The organism is Rhodococcus sp. PvP016 (assembly GCF_017832185.1).
In the GTDB taxonomy this organism is placed as follows: domain Bacteria; phylum Actinomycetota; class Actinomycetes; order Mycobacteriales; family Mycobacteriaceae; genus Rhodococcoides.
This window is the reverse complement of the sequence record NZ_JAFIBH010000001.1, coordinates 4,124,107-4,144,213: the sequence shown is the minus strand read 5'-3', so window position 1 is coordinate 4,144,213 and position 20,107 is coordinate 4,124,107. Positions and strand designations below refer to the sequence as shown.

Genomic DNA, 20,107 nt, shown 5'->3' with positions numbered 1-20,107 from the left:
CAGCCGCCGCCATGTCCGGCGCGGTCGACCTCTCGGCGCTCAAGGCCAAGGCGCAGGCTGCGTCCGCGCCGCCGTCTCCCACCGCCGCCAACGGTCTCGCGGTCTCCGTCACCGTGACGGAGGTGGACTTCGAGGCCGAGGTGTTGACGCGTTCGAACCAGGTCCCCGTGATCGTCAATCTGCTGTCGCCGCGCTCCCCGCAGTCATTGCAGCTGACGCAGACCCTCGAGGCCCTCGCGGTCGACGGCGACGGCGCCTGGGTGTTGGCCAACGTCGACGTCGACGTCAACCCGCGCATCGCGCAGGCCTTCGGCGTGCAGGCCGTTCCCACGCTGGTCGCCGTCGCGGCGGGCCAGCCCCTCGCGGATCTGCAGGGCCTGCAGCCCGAGGAGAGCCTGCGCGAGTGGTTGGCGGCGATCGCCCGCGCCGTCGAGGGCAAGCTGACCGGTGTCCCGAACGCCGACGAACCGGCCCCCGAGCCCGAGGACCCGCGCTTCGACGCAGCCGAGGCAGCGCTCGCCGAGGGCGACCTCGCGGGTGCCGAGGCGGCCTTCCAGGAGATCGTCGACGCCGAGCCGGCCAACAAGCAGGCACTGAACGGCGTGCGTCAGGTTCGATTCCTGGCACGCGTCCAGGGGTTGCCGGACGACATCGTCGAGCAGGCCGACGCGGAGCCGGACGACGTCGATCTCGGTCTCCAGGCGGCCGACGCGTTGCTGTATCAGCAGCGGACCGAGGACGCATTCGCTCGCGTCGTGGAGCTGGTCCGGCGCACGCGCGACGACGACCGCGCCCGCGCTCGCGCCCGGCTGCTGGAGTTGTTCGAGCTCTTCGACCCGGCAGATCCGCTGGTGGTGACCGCTCGACGCAAGCTGGCCTCCGCTCTCTACTAGGAGTAGCGGCCGTCGCACGCCTCACGGCCGCCCAACACGCCCCAGCGGAACGCGTCGACGCGCGCGAAGCCGCTGGGGACCGTGCGACCGTCCACGTCGCTGGCGGCGAGCCCGTCCGACAACAGCCCCGACACCGCCTCGTCGAGATCGCCCGGTGACAGTGTCACCGTCGACCTCTGCGCCGCCGCCGTGTCGGAGGGGCTCAGTGCTGCGGTGACCACTCCCGACAGGCACGCCGACCGGAGCGCGGCACGGGCGTCTGTCAGGCCTTGGCCGGCCTCGTTCTGCACGGCCAGCACGTACCGGGACACGAAGAGGACGTAGGCGCCGTAGTCACCGGTGACGTCGAGCGGCACGATGTCGTCCTCGCTCACCTCGGTGGGACGTCCGCGGTCGGCCAGCGCGTCCACCGAGATGCCGATCGTGTTGGTGGAGGGGCAGTAGGAGACCGGCTCGGTGGTGATCGCGTCCGCGCACCCGGTGTCGGCGCCGGAGTAGTCGATCGTCGGGGGATCCGCGGTGGGCATCACCTGTTCGAACGTCGCGGCGAACTGCTCGAGCGAGTCCTGCGTGACGGGGAGCTCGCCGGTGTCGAGGGGGCTGTCGAACTGTTGGGGAAGGGTCGAGCGCCGTGACTCGACCTCCTTCTCGTCGATGCGCGTGCAGGCGCCGGCGCCGTCGGTGAAGCCGATCTGGGCGGCGGTGACCCGTTCGAACGCGGAGCCGTGCACCGAGTCGGGGTCACCGGGGTCGACGTCGCGGACGGCCACGGTGGCCGCGAGAACGTCGTTCAATCCGTCCGAGGTGTTCAGCGTGAAGTGAGTGGAGTCACCCTCGGCGACATGGCGCATGAAGGCGCCCGCGAAGCAGTCGGCCTGTTGCTCGGCCACGATGGTCGGGTCGTCGTCTCCGACGAGGCCGGACTGCGTCTGCACCGCGTGGCCGTACTCGTGGGCGAGCACCATGACCACCGACATGGGTCCGAACGCGTCGATCATGGCCGGCATGAGCAGCCCGCGGTCCCAGCCGATGCTGTCGTCGAGCGAGCAGTATCCGGCGTTGGCGAGGCCGTCCGTCGGTTCACGGCAGAAGAGCGGACCCTCGCCGGCGTCGGCGGTGGCGTCCCAGGACACCAGGGATCGGACGGGCTGGAAGGACCCGCGGAACAGCGTCGAGTACGTGGTGCGCCAGAACTTCTGGATGTCGTCCACGGCGTCCGTCGCGAGCAGGTCGACATCGGTTCCGGCGGCGCCGTCGACGTCGAGCTGGGCATGGGAGACACCGGGTCTGGGGCCGGACGGGCCGTCCGTGACGGGGAGGCCGGCGACGGTGAAGGGATCGTCGTAGATGGAGACGGGGGAGCCCGTCACCACCGCGCCACACGAGGTGAGCGCAGTGGTGACGGCGAGTGCGAGGAGGCTCGCGGACCAGCCGAACCGGACGCGAGCCCCGCGCATCATCTCTCCAGTCTGAGCCAGATCGCTCCGTAGGGCGGAAGGGCGACCCGGGCGGATGCCGGACGACCGTGCCACGAGTGCTCGGTCGCGGTGACCTCACCGAGGTTGCCCACACCCGAACCGCCGTAGACCTCCGCGTCGGTGTTGAGGATCTCGACCCACCGGCCCGGCTCGGGTAATCCAACACGATAATCGCCGTGCGGGGAACCGGAGAAGTTGAACAGGCAGGCAGTGACGGAGCCGTCGTCGCCGAAGCGCAGGAAGCTCAGCACGTTGTTCGCGGTGTCGTTGGCGTCGATCCACGAGAAGCCGCTGGGCGAGCCGTCCTGCGTCCAGAACTCCGGACCCGCGACGTAGGTGCGGTTGAGGTCGCCGACCAGTTGCTGCACACCGCGGTGCAGCGAGCCGCTTCCCTCCTCGCCGATCTCCCACCAGTCGAGACCGCGCTCGTCGGACCACTCGGCCGTCTGGCCGAACTCCTGGCCCATGAACAGCAGCTGCTTGCCGGGATGCGCCCACATGTAGGCGAGCATGCCGCGCAGACCCGCGGCCTTCGCCCAGTCGTCACCCGGCATGCGGGACCAGAGCGTGCCCTTCCCGTGCACGACCTCGTCGTGGCTGATGGGCAGCACGAAGTTCTCACTCCAGGCGTAGACCAGGGAGAACGTGACCTCGTGGTGGTGGTACGCGCGGTGGATCGGGTCGCGCCCGATGTACCCGAGCGTGTCGTGCATCCAGCCCATGTTCCATTTCATGGAGAAGCCGAGGCCGCCCACGCTGGTGGGGCGGGTGACGCCGGGCCACGACGTCGACTCCTCGGCCACGGTGACGACGCCGCGGTGCAGCTTGTGCACGGTCGCGTTCATCTCCTGCAGGAACGCCACGGCCTCGAGATTCTCGCGACCGCCGTAGATGTTGGGGCTCCACCCGCCCTCGGGGCGCGAGTAGTCCAGGTAGAGCATCGACGCGACCGCGTCGACGCGGAGCCCGTCGATGTGGAACTCCTCGATCCAGTACAGCGCGTTGGCGACGAGGAAGTTGCGCACCTCGGTGCGGCCGAAGTCGAAGACGTAGGTGCCCCAGTCCAACTGCTCGCCGCGCTGCGGGTCGCCGTGCTCGTAGAGCGGGGAGCCGTCGAATCGCGCGAGGGCCCACTCGTCCTTGGGGAAGTGCGCCGGGACCCAGTCGACGATGACGCCGATGCCGTCGCGGTGCAGCAGGTCGACGAAGGCGCGGAAGTCGTCGGGGGAGCCGAAGCGCGACGTCGGTGCGTAGTACGAGGTGACCTGGTACCCCCACGATCCACCGAAGGGGTGTTCGGCGACGGGCAACAGCTCGACGTGGGTGAAGCCGGTCTCGCGGACGTGAGCCGAGAGCTGTTCCGCCAGTTCGCGATAGTTCAGGCCGGGACGCCAGGAGGCGAGATGCACCTCGTACACGCTCATCGGCGCCCGGTGCGGTTCCAGCTCGGCGCGGGCGGTGATCCAGTCACTGTCCGACCACTCGTACGACGACTGGTTCACGACCGACGCCGTCGACGGCGGGACCTCGGTGGCGAAGGCCATCGGGTCGGCCTTGTCCTTGACCGAGCCGTCCTTGCCGTGCACCCGAAACTTGTAGAGCGTGCCGGCGCCGATGTCGGGCACGAACAGCTCCCACACACCGGTGGTGCCGAGTACGCGCATCGGCCAGGTCTGCCCGCCCCAGCCGTCGAACTCACCGACGACGGTGACGCCGACGGCGCCCGGCGCCCACACCGCGAACGAGGTGCCGTTCACCGGCCCGTCGGGCGTGGTGTAGCTCTGCAGATGCGCTCCGAGAATGTCCCACAGTCGTTCGTGGCGCCCCTCTCCGAAGAGATGGAGATCGAGCTCGCCGAGGGTCGGTAGGAAGCGGTAGCCGTCGGCGACGGTCACCTGGTGACCGCCCGGGTACTCGACGCGGAGTCGGTAGTCCGCGAGGTCCTCCATCGGCACCAGGATCGAGAAGACACCGTGGGCGACGTGGGTGAGCTCGTGGTCCTTCCCGCCGATGACCGCGGTGACGCTGAGGGCGTTGGGACGCAGCGCTCGGATGGCGGTGCCGCCCGGCACGGGGTGCGCGCCGAGGACGGAGTGGGGGTCGTGATGCTGCCCGCGGGCGAGCAGCGAGAGGTCGTGGTCACCGGGAGCGGCGAGGGTGTCCGTGCTCGCGCCGGGGGTGGTGCGTTCCGTCATGAGGTCTCCTTCCGGAAGGCGAGTTCGGTGCGGGCGGGGAACGGGACGGGCGGCAGCGCCAGGATGTGGGCGACCGATCGCCACGGCTCGAGCTTGACGTAGTTGGCCTGGCCCCACTGGAACTGCTGACCGCTCACCTCGTCGGTGACCGTCAGGTGCTCCTGCCAGTCGCGGCCGATCTGCGGCATGTCGAGCCAGACGGTGCCTTCCTCGGCGCCGAACGGGTTCAGGTTGATCACGACCAGCACCGCGTCACCGGTCACCGCGTCGAACTTCGAGTAGGCGATGATCGCGTCGTTGTCGACGTGGTGGAAATGGATGTTGCGCAACTGCTGCAACGCCGGGTGCGCCTTGCGGACGGCGTTGAGCGTGGTCAACCACGGCTCGAGCGATTCGCCACGAGCCCGTGCGCCCTCGAAGTCGCGGGGGCGCAGCTCGAACTTCTCCGTGTCGAGGTACTCCTCGCTGCCCTCGCGCACCGGAACATGTTCGTACAGCTCGTATCCGGAGTACACGCCCCACGTGGGGGACAGTGTGGCGGCGAGAGCGGCACGTAGCGCGAACATGCCCGGGCCGCCCTTCTGCAGGCTCTCGTGGAGGATGTCCGGCGTGTTGACGAACAGGTTGGGGCGACCCAGGTCGGCCTTGGCGGCGATCTCCTGTCCGAACTCCGTGAGCTCCCACTTGGCCGTGCGCCACGTGAAGTACGTGTACGACTGCGTGAAACCGCGTCGCGCGAGACCGTAGAGCCGCGCGGGACGCGTGAACGCCTCGGCGAGGAAGAGAACGTCGGGGTTCGTCTTCTTGACCTCGGCGATGAGCCACTCCCAGAAGTCCGGTGGCTTGGTGTGCGGGTTGTCGACCCGGAAGATCTTGACTCCCTGGCTGATCCAGAACTTGACGACGCGCAGCACCTCCGCGTAGATGCCCTTGCGGTCGTTGTCGAAGTTGACCGGGTAGATGTCCTGGTACTTCTTGGGCGGGTTCTCCGCGTAGGCGATGGTGCCGTCGGGGAGCACGGTGAACCAGTCGGGATGTGCGGCGGCCCAGGGGTGGTCCGGTGCGCACTGCAGAGCGAGGTCCAGAGCGATCTCGAGGCCGAGCTTGCGTGCGGCCGTGACGAGTGCGCGGAACTCCTTGACCGTTCCCAGCTCGGGATGCACCGCGTCGTGGCCACCCTCGGACGAGCCGATGGCCCACGGCGAGCCCACGTCGGTGGGTCCCGGTGTCAAAGTGTTGTTGCGGCCCTTGCGATTCACCTTGCCGATCGGATGGATCGGCGGGAAGTAGACGACGTCGAAGCCCATGGCCGCCACGCGGGGGAGCGCACCGATCGTCGTCTCGAACGTGCCGTGGCGAGGAGTGCCGTCCTCGTTCCAGCCCCCCGTGGAGCGGGGGAAGAGCTCGTACCACGAGCCGACGAGTGCCTCGCGGCGGTCGACCCAGACGTTGATCGCCTCGCCGCGCGTGACCAGTTCGCGCAGCGGCGTCTCGTGCAGGATCTCGCGCACCTCGGGCGTGAACGCCGGTGCGACGCGCGACGGCAGCGGTGCGTCGCTCCGCAGCGCCGTCACGACGTTCTCGAGCAGTGGCTTCTCCGAGCGACCGACGTTCTTGGCGGCGCGTTCGAACAAGCGTGCGCCGGTCTCGAGATCGTTGGCCAGTTCGGCCGGCCCCTGGCCCACGCCGAGTTTCGCCTCGACCGCATGCATCCAGGTGGCGATCGGATCACCCCAGCCCTCGATGCGGGCGATCCAGAAGCCTTCGGCGTCGGGAGTGAACACACCGTGGAAGATGTCCGGCTGCTCGCCGGGAACCATCGGGATGTGGACCGACTTGCCCTGGCCGGGCCCGCGGACCGCCAACGTCGCGTTGACGGCGTCGTGCCCCTCGCGCCACACCGCGGCCGTGATCGGGAATGTCTCTCCCACAACGGCCTTGGCGGGATACCTACCGGACGATGTGTTGGGTAGTACGTCGTCGATGCCGATACGGCCTGTCACCGAAGCCCCTTTTCTGCTGGTTGTCGCAGTTCTGTCGATGTCGGGTTGTCGGGCTGAGCTCGAAGTCAACCGTAGACGAGATGCCCCGGTCTTTCTCGAAACCGACCGAGAGCACCTACGCGACCTGCGGACGAGGCACGCGGCAGTCTCGGACGCCACCGGGAGAAGTACCCGAACGGCTCTTCGGCAAACGCGGAACGACGGTGCGCGGGGGTCGCCCGCAGTAGTCTTCGGAATCGTGAAAGCACTCCGCAGATTCACCGTCCGCGCGCAGCTCCCGGCCCGACTCTCCGGACTCGCCGAACTGTCCGTCAACCTGCGATGGTCGTGGCATCCGCCCACCCTGGAGTTGTTCGAGAGCATCGATCCGGACCTGTGGGTCAGTGGTGACCGCGATCCGGTGCGCATCCTCGGCGAGGTGCGGTCGTCCCGCCTCGAGGACCTGGCGAACGACGACGCGTTCGTGCAGCGGGTGGACGACCTCGTCGCCGATCTGCACCTCTACCTGGCGCAACCCCGATGGTTCCAGCAGCAGGTCGACTCCGGCGCGGACCTGCCGGTGGGCATCGCGTACTTCTCGATGGAGTTCGGCGTCTCCGAGGTGCTGCCCAACTACTCCGGCGGTCTCGGCATCCTCGCCGGCGATCACCTCAAGGCGGCGTCCGATCTGGGGTTGCCCCTCATCGGCGTGGGCCTGCTGTACCGCTCCGGGTACTTCCGCCAGTCGCTGACGGCCGACGGCTGGCAGGCCGAGCGGTATCCGTCCCTCGACCCGCAGGGTCTGCCGCTGCGACTGCTCACCGACGAGTCCGATTCCCCGGTGCTCGTCCACGTCGCGATGCCGGGCGACCGCGTCCTGCGCGCGCGCATCTGGATCGCCCAGGTCGGACGCATCCCGCTGCTGCTGCTGGACTCCGACATCGCGGACAACGATCCCGAGCTGCGCGGCGTGACCGATCGCCTCTACGGCGGCGATCAGGACCACCGGGTGAAGCAGGAGATCCTGGCCGGGGTCGGCGGCGTCCGCGCCGTGCGCGCCTACACCGAGTACCACTCGCTTCCCGCGCCCAGCGTCTTCCACATGAACGAGGGCCACGCCGGCTTCCTCGGTCTCGAGCGCATCCGTGAACTGCACGCGGGCGGGCTGGACTTCGATTCCGCGCTCGCCGCGGTGCGCGCGTCCACCGTCTTCACGACGCACACTCCCGTGCCCGCCGGCATCGACCGCTTCCCCGCGGATCTGGTGCGCCTCTACTTCGGCGACGGCACGGCGGAGTCGTCGTTGCTTCCCGGCATCGAGATGGAGCGCATCCTCGAACTCGGCCGCGAGAGCGACCCCGCGGTGTTCAACATGGCCCACATGGGGCTGCGGTCGGCGCAGCGCGCGAACGGCGTCTCCAAGCTCCACGGCATCGTCAGCCGCGGCATGTTCGATGAACTGTGGCCGGGATTCGACGCCTCCGACGTCCCCATCGGCTCCGTCACCAACGGCGTGCACGCACCGACGTGGGCGTCGCAGCGGTGGCTCGACCTCGCGGCGCGCACGGTGGGAACCCGCACGATGGAGGAGGCGCAGGGCTGGGAGCAGCTGGCCGAGGTCTCCGCGTCGGACCTGTGGGAGACGCGTTCCGCGCTGCGGTCCGATCTGGTCGCGGAAGTGCGCCGCCGCGTGCGCAACTCGGCCCTCGAGCGCGGCTCCACCGACGCCGAACTCGCGTGGACGGACGAGGTGTTCGACCCGTCGGTGCTCACGGTCGGATTCGCGCGCCGTGTCCCCACCTACAAGCGACTGACGTTGATGCTGCGGCAACCGGAGCGCCTGCGCGCCATGCTGCTCGATCCGGTACGCCCGGTACAGCTGGTGGTGGCCGGCAAGTCACACCCCGCGGACGACGGTGGCAAGGCCCTGATCCAGCAGATCGTGCGATTCGCCGATCAGCACGACGTGCGGCACCGCATCGTCTTCCTGCCCGACTACGACATGTCGATGGCCCGCTACCTCTACTGGGGATGCGACGTCTGGCTCAACAACCCGTTGCGGCCGCTCGAGGCGTGCGGCACCTCGGGCATGAAGTCCGCTCTCAACGGCGGGCTGAACCTCTCCATCCGGGACGGATGGTGGGACGAGATGTACGACGGGGAGAACGGCTGGGCCATCCCCACCGCCGACGGCGTCGTCGACGAGAACCGCCGCGACGATCTCGAGGCCGCGGCGCTGTACGAGTTGCTCGAGAAGTCGGTGCTCCCCAAGTTCTACGACCGGGGCGACGACGGGTTGCCGGCGCGCTGGGTCGAGATGGTGCGGCACACCCTCACGGTCACGGGCCCGAAGGTGTTGGCGTCGAGGATGGTTCGCGACTACACGCAGCAGTACTACGGTCCCGCCACCCGGGCGGGTGCGGCCTCGATCTCCGACGACTACGCCGGTGCGAAGGCCATGGCCGACTATCGGCGCCGCGTCGATGCGGCGTGGCCCGCGGTCACGGTGACCGACGTCGAGGCGGACGGACTGCCGGACACCCCGGTGCTGGGTTCGACACTCACCCTGTCCGCGACGGTGGGACTCGGCGGACTCGGCCCGTCGGACGTGTCCGTACAGGCCGTGTTCGGCCACGTCGATCAGGACGAGCAGCTCGGCGACGTCGTGACGGTCCCGATGCTGCACCAGGGATCCGCCGCGGGCGGCGAGCGGTTCCTCGCCGACACGACGCTGCCGCTCTCCGGGTCGGTCGGGTACACGGTGCGGGTCCTGCCGCACCATCCGCTGCTCGCAGGAGACGCCGAGCTCGGTCGAGTCGCGGGCCCGTCCCCGATGTAGGTCCCTGCGGGTCCAGGTATCAGCAGGTCTAGGTGGCCGTGAGGCGCGTGAGCGCCTTGCGCACGATCTCCGGGTCGGTCGTCTCCCAGAACGGTGGGAGCGACGCCCGGAGGTATTCGCCGTACCGCGCCGTGGCCAGGCGGGAATCGAGCACGGCGACGACGCCCTTGTCGTCGACGCTGCGGAGCAGTCGACCGACACCCTGGGCCAGCAGCAGGGCCGCGTGGTTCGCAGCGACGGCGAGGAACCCGTTGCCTCCGCGCGACTCGACGGCGCGCTGCCGCGCCACCAGCAGCGGATCGTCGGGTCGCGGGAACGGGATGCGGTCGACGATCACGAGGGTCAGTGACCGACCGGGGACGTCGACGCCCTGCCACAGGGAGAGCGTGCCGAACAGGGACGTGGCCTCGTCCTGTGCGAAGCGCTCGACCAGAGCGCCGGTGGCGTCGTCGCCCTGGCACAACACGGGGGTGTCCAGCCGTTCGCGCATCTCGGCCGCCGCGGCCTTGGCCGCCCGCATCGACGAGAACAGGCCCAGAGTGCGGCCACCCGCGGCGCGCACGAGCCCCGCGATCTCGTCGAGTTGACTCGGCGACGTGCCGTCGCGCCCCGGTGCGGTGAGGTGCTTGGCGATGTAGAGGATGCCGGCCCTGCCGTGGTCGAACGGCGACCCCACGTCGAGCGAGTTCCACCGGAACGTGTCGGCGTCTGACGGTGCCTCGGTGCCGGTCGCGAGGGCCGCGTCGACGCGGGTGGGATTGGCGGCCGGCAGACCCCAGTTGACGGCGAGACCGTCGAACGAGCCACCCACGGTGAGCGTCGCGGAGGTGAGGACCACGGTCGACTCCGCGAACAGCCGGGTCCGGAGCAGTCCGCCGACGGACAGCGGTGCCACCCGGACCACCCGCTTCACGACGCCGCGGAACTCGTCGACGGCCAACCACACCACGTCCCGCCGCTTCGCGGGATCGCTCTCCTCGTACGTCTCGAGGATGCGCACCGCGGTGTCGTGCACGTCGTCGATGGCGGCGAGAGCCGCGGTCCGCGCGGCCGCCGCGTCGGGGTCGGCAGCGGCGCCGCCCTGCTTGGCCGGTCCGATGGCCGTGCGCACGGCCCACGCGGCGTCGCGGATGCTCGCGATCGTCTGGGACGCGCCGGGAGGCAACTCCTCCCAGCGTCCGCCCTCGAGTTCGTCGAGCAACGCGGCGAAACCCTCTGCAGCACCGGCCAATCGGTCGAGGATCTCGTCCTCCACGAGTTTCCCGCAGCGACGCATGGCAGCGCCGACGGCGGTCGCGGACATCTCTGCCGTCGCCGCGGACGTCACCCGGTCCACGAGCTCGTGCGCCTCGTCCACCACGACGACGTCGTGTTCGGGCAGCACCGAGATGCCGGTGATGGCGTCGATGGCGAGCATCGCGTGATTGGTGACCACGACGTCGGCGCGCGCCGCGTCAACCCGGGCGAGCTCGGCGAAGCAGTCCTCGCCGTAGGGGCAGCGCGACTTCCCGAGACACTCGCGGGAGGTCACGCTCATCTGCCGCCAGGCCTGATCGGACACGCCCGGGTTCAGCTCGTCACGGTCACCTGTCTCGGTGTCCGAGGACCATTCGGTGATGCGCTTGACCTCGCGGCCGAGCCGCGACACGGCGAAGGCGTCGAACAGCTCCTCCTCGGGAGCGTCGGACGGTGCGCCGTGCAACTTGTTCAGGCACAGGTAGTTGCCGCGGCCCTTGAGGATCGCGAATCTCGGTTCGTGCGCGAGGGCCGTGGTGAGAGCCTTCGACAGACGCGGCAGGTCGCGGTCGACCAGCTGACGCTGCAGCGCGATGGTCGCGGTGGAGACGACGACGGTCTTCCCCGACGTCACGGCGTGCCGCAGCGACGGAACCAGATAGGCGAGCGACTTGCCGGTGCCGGTGCCCGCCTGCACCGCGAGATGCTCACCGGTGTCGATGCTGTGCGCGACGGCCGAGGCCATGGTGAGCTGGGCCGTGCGCTCGGTGCCGCCGAGCGCCGTCACCGCGGTGCTGAGCAGACTCGGAACGGTGGGCAACTCGGACTTCGACTTCGGCGGCACCGTGCGAGGTTACGCCGGGGTGCCGACGCGTCGGGCTCTCGGTCAGCGGTCGGCGTGTACACCCTCGTCGGCGAGTTCGGCGAGTACTGCCGGCACCGTCGTGGGGCTCACCGCGGCGCAGTAGTCCAGCAGCACCGTCGTGTCGAAGCCGGCGCGCGCGGCGTCGCGGGCCGTGGCGCGGACGCAGTGATCGGTGGCCAGACCGACGACGTGGACGGCGTCGATGTTCCGAGCGCGGAGCCACTCCGCGAGGCCTGTGCCGGACTCGTCGGCACCCTCGAAGCCGGAGTAGGCCGCGTCGTACTCGCCCTTCGAGAAGACTGCCTCGATCGGGGTGAGGTCGAGATCGGGGTGGAAGTCGCAGCCGGGTGTGCCGACGACGCAGTGCCGCGGCCAGCTGTCGACGTAGTCCGGGGTCTCGGAGAAGTGGGCGCCGGGGTCGATGTGGTGATCACGTGTCGCGACGACGGCGTCGTAGCTCGCGCCGGCGACGAGCGTGGTGACGGCGGCGGCGACTCGCGCCCCGCCCTCGACGGCCAGCGAGCCGCCCTCACAGAAATCGTTCTGGACGTCGACGACGACGAGTGCGGTGGCCACGGTCAGGAGAATACCGTCGGCACGGCCGGATCTCCCTGGGACAGACCGAGTCCCTCCCAGGGTAGTGATCGAAGACCCTCCGCGACCAGCGTGCGTGCGTCCTCGACCGTGGCGGTGTGCACGATCTCGCCGCCGCGCACCATGGGTACGGACAGCTCCCGCACGGTGTACGGATCGGTCGCGGGCAACGGCGCGCCGGCCTTCGTCACCAGTTCCTCGACGACGGTGCCCGTGCTGCGAGCCAGGCGGACGGCGCGCTTGCGTCCGCCGCGTGACTCCTTGTGCGAACTGCGCTTGGCCACGGGGATGCCGTCGACCTCGACCAGCTTGTAGACCATGCCGGCGGTCGGTGCGCCCGATCCCGTGACGACGGACGTGCCGACGCCGTAGGTGTCCACGGGCTCGGCCCGCAGCGAGGCGATGGCGTACTCGTCCAGATCGCCCGAGACGACGATGCGGGTGCGCGTGGCACCGAGATCGTCGAGCTGCCGACGGACCTGCCGCGCCAGGACACCGAGGTCGCCCGAGTCGATGCGCACGCCGCCGAGCTCGGGCCCGGCCACCTCGATGGCCGTCGCGACGCCGGCGGTGATGTCGTAGGTGTCCACCAACAGCGTGGTGCCCACACCGAGGGCGGCGATCTGCGAGCGGAACGCCGCGGCCTCGTCCGGTCCGTCGACGCCCGTGTGCAGCAGCGTGAAGGCGTGCGCACTGGTTCCGGCGCCCGGAATGCCGTGGCGGCGGACCGCTTCGAGGTTGGACGTGGCCGCGAAACCGCAGATGTACGCGACGCGGGACGAGGCCACCGCCGCTTCCTCGTGGGCGCGCCGGGATCCCATCTCGATGAGCGGCCGGCCGTCGGACGCGGAGACCATGCGGGTGGCCGCGGCAGCGATGGCGCTGTCGTGGTTGTAGATCGACAGTGCGAGCGTCTCGAGGATCACGCACTCGGCGAAGGTGCCGCGCACGGACAGGATGGGGGAGCCGGGGAAGAACAGTTCGCCCTCGCGGTAACCGTCGATGTCACCGCCGAACCGGTAGTTCCGGAGCCAGTCGAGGGTGTCCGCCTCGAGGAACGACAACGACGCGAGTTCGTCCTCGCCGAAGCGGAAGTCGCGGAGAGCATCGAGGAAGCGGCCCGTGCCCGCGACGACGCCGTAGCGCCGCCCGTCGGGAAGCCGCCGGGCGAACACCTCGAAGGTGCAGGCGCGATGCGCCGAACCGTCGCGGAGGGCGGCCGACAGCATGGTCAGCTCGTACTGATCGGTGAACAGCGCAGTGGAGGTCACCACTGCACCCTAGAGCGGTCACCGTGTCACGGGGCGACCGATGTACGCCGTATCCTGGGCGCCATGGCTTCGGATCTCACCGCGACACTTCCGCAGGCCACGCCCGACGAGGCCGTGGAGGTGTCCGAGGACACCGCGACGGACACCCCCTGGGTCACCATCGTCTGGGACGACCCGGTCAACCTGATGCACTACGTCACCTACGTCTTCCAGAAGCTGTTCGGCTACAGCAAGGACAAGGCGACGGAGCTGATGATGCAGGTGCACTCGGAAGGCAAGGCGGTCGTCTCGAGCGGGCCCCGCGACAAGATGGAGATCGACGTGCAGAAGCTGCACGCGGCGGGCCTGTGGGCCACCATGCAGCACGACGTCTGACTCTCGAACACTCGTCTCACCCACTCTGGAAGGACCGTCGTCGTGCGCATGTGGACCCGGAAGAACGCGCTGGGCGGCGTCAAGTTCAAGTCGGAGATGGACGGCCGCGAGGTGGCCGTGTTGCGGTCGCTCGTCGAGTCGGTGGTGGGGCTGCTGGAGCGACGGGGCGCCGAGGCACCGACCGACGACCTGGCCGAGCTCACCGGCATGCGGTCCGGCAACACCTCCGCTCCCGACGACCCCACGCTCGCGCGGTTGCTTCCCGACTTCCACCGGCCCGAAGGCGCCGACACGGCCGAGTCCGACGCGCTCGCCGAGCAGGCCGACCTCAACGGCGCCCTCCGCAGCCTGTACGAGCCGGACATCATCGACATCAAGCGCGCCGCCGGTGCGACCATCCTGTCGACGCTGCCGAACGGCGGCGGCAAGATCGTTCTCACCCGTGAGCAGGCCGACTCCTGGCTGACCGGGCTGAACGACGTCCGGCTGGCCCTCGGCACCACCCTCGGCATCGACGCGGACACGCCCGACCAACTGGAGGAGGACGATCCGCGAGCACCGCACCTGGACGTCTACCACTGGCTCACCTGGATGCAGGACTCGCTGGTCCAGGTACTCATGCCGTGATGCGCGACCTGCTGTCGGACGTCGCGGGACTGACCGTCGGACACCACCACGTGCTGGACTCCGAGGTCACGCCGTCCGACGAGCACCACGACGGCATCGGGCGCGCGACCGGCTGCACCGTCGTCATGACGGACGCGCCGGTCACCGCGGCCGTCGACGTCCGTGGCGGCGGACCGGGCACCCGCGAGACCGACCTGCTGGATCCGTCCCACGCCGTGCAGCAGATCGACGCGGTGCTGCTGACAGGCGGTTCCGCCTACGGTCTCGCGGCGGCGGACGGGGTCATGCGCCATCTCGAGAAGCATCGGCGCGGCGTGCGGATGGGCCGAGACGACCGTGTCGTCCCGATCGTGCCGGGCGCCGTGATCTTCGATCTGCCGATGGGGGACTGGTCCGTGCGACCGGACGCGGAGTTCGGACGAGCAGCCGCGGCCGCCGCGTCGGCCGACTTCGCGCTCGGATGCGTCGGCGCGGGGACGGGTGCGCGCGCCGGACTCCTCAAAGGTGGCGTCGGCAGCGCGTCGATGCGGATCGAGACGGGCGCAGCGGCGGGGCTGGTGGTCAGCGCGTTGATGGTGGTCAATCCCGTCGGATCGGTCTTCGATCCCGAGACGGGTGTCCTGTGGAGTGCGGCGTCCGTCCCGGAGGTGGGCCTGCGAACCCCGAGTGCGGACGACGTGCGGGCGGCCGCCCAGCTCGCGCCGAAGGACACCTCGCTGAACACGACCATCGGCGTCGTCGCCACGGACGCGCGGCTCACCGAGTCGGAGTGCCGGCGGGTGGCCGTCGCCGCACACGACGGGCTCGCACGCGCTATCCGGCCGGCCCATTCGCCGCTGGACGGCGACACCATCTTCGCCATCGCGACGGGACGGGCGGCCGCCCGCCCCGCCGAGGTGGACATGCCGATGATGATGCCCGATCTGGCCGTGCTCGACGGAGTGTGCGCGGCGGTCGCCCCGGTGGTCGAGCGTGCCATCGCGCGGGCGATCCTCGCCGCGACGGCAGTGGCCGGGGTTCCTGCTTACCGGGACGTGTTCCCGAGTTCCGGCGCGTGAGCCCGACCCGCCCTCTCGAGTATCGTCGAAACCGGACATCACCTCTCGCCTCATGATCGGGGACGCCATGACCCTCGGAACCTCCGGCGCGCAGCCGGCCACGCAGCCGCGACGCTCGCGCTGGGCGAGCGCCGCCATGGTGATCGGTGGCTTCGTCGCCGTGCTCTACGTCATCGAGGCGGTGGACGTGGCGTCCGGTCTCGCCCTCGATCGGCACGGCATCGGCCCCCGATCGGTCGACGGCCTGCAGGGCGTCGCGTTCGCCCCCCTGCTCCACCACGGGTGGGACCACCTGTTCGCCAACACCGTTCCGCTGCTGGTGCTGGGGTTCGTGCTGATGCTCTCGGGCATCGCGCGCGGTCTGGCCGTCACCGCGGTGGTGTGGATCGTGGGTGGGCTGGGCACCTGGCTGACGGGCGAGACCGCGTCCCTGCACGTCGGTGCCTCGATCATCGTGTTCGGGTGGCTGTCGTACCTCATCGTGCGCGGCGTGTTCGCCCGCGATCTCGGGCAGTTGCTCGTCGGAGTCCTGGTGCTGCTCGTCTACGGCAGCGCGTTGTGGGGGGTGCTCCCGACGCAGGAGGACGTGTCGTGGCAGGGCCACCTCTTCGGCGCACTCGCGGGAGTGCTGGCGGCCTGGATGTTCGCCGGTGCCGCACGCCGGGAACGCGCCGCGCGTACGCTCCCGCCGTCGCCCACACTGCACCGGTGACAGGAGCCGTGCGGACCCTTCGGACATCTCACGACACGGTGTGTCGCCGAACTCTCTCGGACCTCTCGTCGCGCGTGGCAGCATGACACCCATGCGTCTCACGGTTCTGGGTTGTTCGGGCAGTGTCTCGGGTCCGGACTCGCCGGCATCGGGATATCTCGTCGAGGCGCCCGACACCGCTCCGCTCGTCATGGACTTCGGCCCCGGTGTTCTCGGAGCCCTGCAGAAGTACGTGAATCCCGCCGACGTCCACGTGCTGCTGTCGCACCTGCATGCCGATCACTGCCTCGACGTCCCCGGACTGCTGGTCTGGCGCCGGTACGGCCCCACTGCGGTGGAAGGCCGGGCCGTGGTCCTCGGGCCGTCGGACATGGCGTTCCGTCTGGGCGTGGCGTCCGCGGAGAGCGGTGGCCGGATCGACGACATGTCGGACACCCTCGATCTGCGCTACCTCCGAGACGGTTCCGTGGTGACGTTCGGTGCGCTGACCATCGAGCCGCGACGGGTGTACCACCCGCCGGAGTCCTACGGCATGCGCATCACCACCGAGAGTGGAACCGTCCTGGCCTACACCGGGGACACCGGAATGTGCGACGCGGTGGTCGAACTGTCGACCGGTGCCGACGTGCTCCTGGCCGAGGCGTCGTGGACCCACGCCGCGGATCGCCCTCAGGGCGTACACCTCTCGGGCACCGAGGCCGGCCGGTTGGCGGCCATGGCCGAGGTCTCGGAACTACTGCTCACCCACATCCCGCCGTGGACGTCACGCGAGGACGTCGTCGCGGAGGCGAAGGCCGAGTTCGGTGGTCCGGTGCACGCCGTCTCGCCCGGCTACGTCGTCGAGGTCTGACCGCTGACCCGACTAGGGTGGCAGGCGTGTCCACACGTGAAGACGGCAGAGCAGACGACGAACTCCGCACCATCACCATCACCCGCGGTTTCACCTCGCACCCGGCAGGATCGGTGCTGGTCGAATTCGGCAACACCCGGGTGATGTGCACCGCCAGCGTGGAGGAGGGGGTGCCGCGGTGGCGCAAGGGATCCGGGCTCGGCTGGCTCACCGCCGAGTACGCCATGCTTCCCGGCGCGACGCACACCCGCAACAGCCGCGAATCGGTGAAGGGCAAGGTCAGCGGACGCACGTCCGAGATCAGCCGACTCATCGGGCGCTCCTTGCGGGCCTGCATCGATCTCGCCGCTCTCGGTGAGAACACCATCGCCCTCGACTGCGACGTGCTGCAGGCCGACGGTGGGACGCGTACCGCGGCGATCACGGGTGCCTTCGTGGCACTGTCCGACGCCGTCACCTACCTCGCTGCCCACGGCAAACTCGCCGATCCGCAGCCCATCTCCTGCGCCATCGCGGCTGTGTCGGTCGGCGTGGTGGACGGCCGCGTCCGGTTGGACCTGCCGTACGAGGAGGACTCGCGCGCCGAGGTGGACATGAACGTCGTGGCCACCGACACCGGAACACTCGTCGAGATCCAGGGAACCGGCGAGGGCGCGACGTTCCCGCGGTCCACCCTCGACGCCATGCTCGACAACGCCCTCGCCGGCTGCGAGCGCATCTTCGCGATCCAGAAGGAGGCTCTCGCGGCCCCCTACCCCGGTGAGCTGCCCGGTGCCTGACGTACGGCTCCTCGTCGCGAGCCGCAACACGAAGAAGCTCGCCGAACTGCGGCGCGTACTCGATGCCGCGCAGGTCGGCGGCGTGGAACTGGTGGGGCTCGACGAGGTCGCCGAGTATCCGGAGACCCCCGAGACCGGGGCGACCTTCGAGGAGAACGCTCTGATCAAGGCTCGGGACGGTGCTGCCGCGACCGGAATGCCCTGTGTGGCAGACGATTCGGGGATCGCGATCGACGCACTGAACGGTATGCCCGGAGTGCTCTCGGCGCGATGGTCGGGACAGCACGGCCAGGACGAGGCGAACACCGCGCTGGTGCTGGCGCAACTGGCCGACGTGCCGGACGAGCGGCGCGGTGCTGCCTTCGTCTCTGCTTGCGCGCTGGTGCTGCCGGACGGACGTGAGCACGTGGTCCGCGGCGAGTGGCGGGGGAGTGTGTCGAGAACCCGTGCCGGAAGCGGTGGATTCGGTTACGACCCGATCTTCGTTCCGGACGGTGCCGGGCAGTCCGCCGCCGAGATGACGCCTGCGGAGAAGGACGCGTCGTCCCATCGCGGCGTCGCGCTGCGTCGGTTGCTCCCGGAGATCACCGCGCTCACGCAGTAGGTCAGACGGCGAAGTCCCGCTTCACCTGCTGGGTTCGGCGATGCTCGATGACGAACGACAGGAACGGCACGGTGCCGGCGAGGAGCGTGCCGATGGTGCGGCCGACGGGCCAGCGCACCTTCACGGCGAGGTCGAGCGTGACGATCAGGTACGCGAAGTAGACCCAGCCGTGCACGATCGCGATCCACCCGGGCAGGTTCTCGACGCCGAAGATGTACTTGGCCACCATTTCCGCGGTCAGCACCAGCAGCCAGACGCCCGTGGCGTAGGCGAGAACGCGATAGCGCAGAAGCGCGGGCTCGATCCGCCGATCGGTCGGCCGACCCCCGGTTGTTCGAGCGGCGGGACGAGGTTCTGCGGTGCTCACGAAGTGCTCCTGTCGTTCTCGCGGCCGGCGTCCAACTCCGCGAGATAGCTGTTGTACTCCCGCAGTTGACGAGTCTCCTCGTCGTCGGCAGTGTCGTCGGACACGCGGGTCGCCCGAGCGGTCGGGCGCTGCGGGAGGAGATCGGTGGGGATCTCGGTGATCACCGTGGACTCCACCGGTTCGTCCACGGTGTCCTCGAGTTGGACGAACCGTCGGTAGGCGAACACGACGAAGGCGGCGAAGAGGGGCCACTGGAAGGCGTAGCCGAGATTCTGACCCGTGCCGGACGACGATTCGAATCGTTCCCACTGCCAGTACCCGAGCGCCAGGCATCCGCAGGCAGCGACGATGACCAGCACGATGAGTGCTGGTCGGCGCGTCCTGGAGGTGGTGTCCCGGCTCTGATCCACACCACGACGGTACCGGACCGCGCACGATCAACGACACCGCGTCGTAGGGGTCGTGGTGGGACTCACCTGCTGGTGCGCGAGGGGGGACTTGAACCCCCACGTCCGTCGGACACCACATCCTAAGTGTGGCGCGTCTGCCATTCCGCCACTCGCGCGTGCAGGTGAGTCTAGACGACCTCGGCCGGCACCTCGCGGGTCCGCGGCCTGCGGACGAGTGCACGCTGGTAGCGCCACACCGCGTGCCGCAGCGTCGCGCGGTCGGTGTCGAGGTCACGTGCGACCGCGTCCAGGACGGCGTTCCGGTCCTCGACTCCGTCGACAGTCACGGCGAGTGTCACGCGTAGGAAGTCGTCGACCCCGGCGTCGCTCAGCGGTGACGCGACGCCGAGGGCGCCGAGAAAGCACTCCCATGACAGCTCGCCGACACCTGTGACGGAGACGAACGCGTCGTGTTGCGTCTCGGACCCGTCCACGTCCGTCGCCCTGGTCACCCCGACTGCGAGCAGTGCGGCGGCGACGGCCCGCGCGGCGTCGGCCTTGGTCGAGTGATTCCCCGGAACCCGCTGCCGGTTGTCCACGGCATCGGCATCGAGCGTGGTGAGCGCGCGGAGGTCGTCCACCGCGCCGCCGCGCGAGCGCCGCCACGCGGCGACCACCCGTCGTACACCCGTGGTGGGACCGCCGTACGTCGCTCTCGACGAGAACACGGCGTCGAGGAGAGCGGCCTCGATGTCCCCTTCCCACCCCGGAAACCAGAACGGCCAGGTCTCTCGTGGAATCACCGCGTCGACGGCGGTAGCGGCGGCAGTCCGCGTCGAACGGTCGACGAGCGCTGCGATGGTGTCGGTCATGTGAGTCCCCCCGGTCTCGGTGCACGACGTGTGCGATCAGGAAGGTAGGCGGACGGTCCGACAGGAACCGCCCGTCTGCTCGTATAACGAATTGGTAACGATGAACACGAGGGATACCTCA

The 20,107-nt window shown here is 69.6% G+C and carries 18 protein-coding genes and 1 tRNA gene; 9 read left to right on the top strand and 10 right to left on the bottom strand.

The genetic code is table 11. The features are described 5' to 3' along the window. Positions 1-11: 11 nt before the first annotated feature. Positions 12-893 (top strand): tetratricopeptide repeat protein, encoded by an 882-nt coding sequence (locus JOE30_RS19380; protein ID WP_204870569.1) that lies wholly within the window; start codon positions 12-14, stop codon positions 891-893. Here JOE30_RS19380 and JOE30_RS19375 read toward each other — a convergent pair. The 3 genes from JOE30_RS19375 to JOE30_RS19365 are packed head-to-tail and all read right to left on the bottom strand — an operon-like array spanning position 890 to position 6,569. Next, entirely contained in the window at positions 890-2,353 is a 1,464-nt protein-coding gene (locus JOE30_RS19375; protein ID WP_275581305.1) for a metallopeptidase, read from the bottom strand. The two genes, JOE30_RS19380 and JOE30_RS19375, sit on opposite strands and share 4 nt — an antisense overlap. Further along, complete coding sequence (glgB, locus tag JOE30_RS19370; RefSeq protein WP_204868623.1) at positions 2,350-4,566, bottom strand: 1,4-alpha-glucan branching protein GlgB; 2,217 nt, start codon at positions 4,564-4,566, stop codon at positions 2,350-2,352. Before glgB ends, JOE30_RS19375 begins: the two co-directional genes overlap by 4 nt. Further along, the gene (locus tag JOE30_RS19365) at positions 4,563-6,569 is read right to left on the bottom strand and encodes a maltotransferase domain-containing protein (protein WP_204868622.1); all 2,007 of its coding nucleotides are present in this window, start codon (positions 6,567-6,569) and stop codon (positions 4,563-4,565) included. The genes glgB and JOE30_RS19365 overlap by 4 nt, the downstream gene beginning before the upstream one ends. Before the next feature lie 238 nt (positions 6,570-6,807). On the opposite strand from JOE30_RS19365, the gene glgP reads away from it, so the two are divergent. Continuing rightward, on the top strand, positions 6,808-9,387 hold the full coding sequence (gene glgP / locus JOE30_RS19360; RefSeq protein ID WP_204868621.1) for an alpha-glucan family phosphorylase: 2,580 nt from the start codon (positions 6,808-6,810) through the stop codon (positions 9,385-9,387). A gap of 28 nt (positions 9,388-9,415) precedes the next feature. Here the strand turns inward: glgP and JOE30_RS19355 are convergent, their stop codons facing one another. From JOE30_RS19355 to JOE30_RS19345, 3 genes are read right to left on the bottom strand one after another with little or no spacing between them, the layout of a single operon-like run. Next, entirely contained in the window at positions 9,416-11,467 is a 2,052-nt protein-coding gene (locus tag JOE30_RS19355; protein ID WP_307806249.1) for an ATP-dependent DNA helicase, read from the bottom strand. Positions 11,468-11,509: 42 nt separating this feature from the next. Beyond that, positions 11,510-12,064: an isochorismatase family protein gene (locus JOE30_RS19350; RefSeq protein WP_204868620.1), complete on the bottom strand. Its 555-nt coding sequence runs from the start codon at positions 12,062-12,064 to the stop codon at positions 11,510-11,512. Between the two features lie 2 nt (positions 12,065-12,066). Then, entirely contained in the window at positions 12,067-13,356 is a 1,290-nt protein-coding gene (locus tag JOE30_RS19345; protein ID WP_307806248.1) for a nicotinate phosphoribosyltransferase, read from the bottom strand. Positions 13,357-13,416: 60 nt separating this feature from the next. On the opposite strand from JOE30_RS19345, the gene clpS reads away from it, so the two are divergent. The 7 genes from clpS (at position 13,417) to rdgB (ending at position 18,358) form a co-directional block, all read left to right on the top strand. Further along, positions 13,417-13,728: an ATP-dependent Clp protease adapter ClpS gene (gene clpS, locus JOE30_RS19340; protein WP_027505488.1), complete on the top strand. Its 312-nt coding sequence runs from the start codon at positions 13,417-13,419 to the stop codon at positions 13,726-13,728. Positions 13,729-13,770: 42 nt separating this feature from the next. Beyond that, positions 13,771-14,355: a DUF2017 domain-containing protein gene (locus JOE30_RS19335; RefSeq protein WP_204868618.1), complete on the top strand. Its 585-nt coding sequence runs from the start codon at positions 13,771-13,773 to the stop codon at positions 14,353-14,355. Continuing rightward, positions 14,355-15,413 carry a P1 family peptidase gene (locus JOE30_RS19330; protein WP_204868617.1) on the top strand — a complete coding sequence of 353 codons (1,059 nt, stop codon included), beginning with the start codon at positions 14,355-14,357 and terminating at the stop codon, positions 15,411-15,413. Before JOE30_RS19335 ends, JOE30_RS19330 begins: the two co-directional genes overlap by 1 nt. Before the next feature lie 67 nt (positions 15,414-15,480). Beyond that, positions 15,481-16,125, top strand: a complete 645-nt coding sequence (locus JOE30_RS19325) for a rhomboid family intramembrane serine protease (protein ID WP_204868616.1) — start codon at positions 15,481-15,483, stop codon at positions 16,123-16,125. Positions 16,126-16,216: 91 nt separating this feature from the next. Beyond that, positions 16,217-16,975 (top strand): cyclic nucleotide-degrading phosphodiesterase, encoded by a 759-nt coding sequence (locus tag JOE30_RS19320; RefSeq protein WP_204868615.1) that lies wholly within the window; start codon positions 16,217-16,219, stop codon positions 16,973-16,975. A 26-nt stretch (positions 16,976-17,001) separates the two neighbouring features. Continuing rightward, positions 17,002-17,754: a ribonuclease PH gene (rph, locus tag JOE30_RS19315; RefSeq protein WP_027505493.1), complete on the top strand. Its 753-nt coding sequence runs from the start codon at positions 17,002-17,004 to the stop codon at positions 17,752-17,754. Next, a complete protein-coding gene (gene rdgB / locus JOE30_RS19310; protein ID WP_204868614.1) occupies positions 17,747-18,358 on the top strand; it encodes an RdgB/HAM1 family non-canonical purine NTP pyrophosphatase in 612 nt (203 codons plus the stop codon). The genes rph and rdgB overlap by 8 nt, the downstream gene beginning before the upstream one ends. Before the next feature lies 1 nt (position 18,359). Here rdgB and JOE30_RS19305 read toward each other — a convergent pair whose 3' ends face one another. The 4 genes from JOE30_RS19305 to JOE30_RS19290 form a co-directional block, all read right to left on the bottom strand. Beyond that, entirely contained in the window at positions 18,360-18,662 is a 303-nt protein-coding gene (locus tag JOE30_RS19305) for a DUF3817 domain-containing protein (protein WP_371831728.1), read from the bottom strand. A gap of 59 nt (positions 18,663-18,721) precedes the next feature. After that, positions 18,722-19,135, bottom strand: a complete 414-nt coding sequence (locus JOE30_RS19300) for a transcriptional regulator (RefSeq protein WP_204868612.1) — start codon at positions 19,133-19,135, stop codon at positions 18,722-18,724. A gap of 70 nt (positions 19,136-19,205) precedes the next feature. Continuing rightward, positions 19,206-19,290 (bottom strand) — tRNA-Leu (locus JOE30_RS19295). A gap of 12 nt (positions 19,291-19,302) precedes the next feature. Then, positions 19,303-19,986, bottom strand: coding sequence for a hypothetical protein (locus JOE30_RS19290; protein WP_204868611.1), 684 nt, complete (start codon positions 19,984-19,986; stop codon positions 19,303-19,305). Positions 19,987-20,107 lie beyond the last annotated feature (121 nt).

Bases quoted from the DNA above. Each gene is read 5' to 3' on its own strand.
- JOE30_RS19380 (WP_204870569.1), top strand. From the start codon at position 12: ATGTCCGGCGCGGTCGACCTCTCGGCGCTCAAGGCCAAGGCGCAGGCT.
- JOE30_RS19375 (WP_275581305.1), bottom strand. From the start codon at position 2,353: ATGATGCGCGGGGCTCGCGTCCGGTTCGGCTGGTCCGCGAGCCTCCTC.
- glgB (WP_204868623.1), bottom strand. From the start codon at position 4,566: ATGACGGAACGCACCACCCCCGGCGCGAGCACGGACACCCTCGCCGCT.
- clpS (WP_027505488.1), top strand. From the start codon at position 13,417: ATGGCTTCGGATCTCACCGCGACACTTCCGCAGGCCACGCCCGACGAG.
- JOE30_RS19330 (WP_204868617.1), top strand. From the start codon at position 14,355: ATGCGCGACCTGCTGTCGGACGTCGCGGGACTGACCGTCGGACACCAC.
- JOE30_RS19325 (WP_204868616.1), top strand. From the start codon at position 15,481: ATGACCCTCGGAACCTCCGGCGCGCAGCCGGCCACGCAGCCGCGACGC.
- JOE30_RS19320 (WP_204868615.1), top strand. From the start codon at position 16,217: ATGCGTCTCACGGTTCTGGGTTGTTCGGGCAGTGTCTCGGGTCCGGAC.
- JOE30_RS19290 (WP_204868611.1), bottom strand. From the start codon at position 19,986: ATGACCGACACCATCGCAGCGCTCGTCGACCGTTCGACGCGGACTGCC.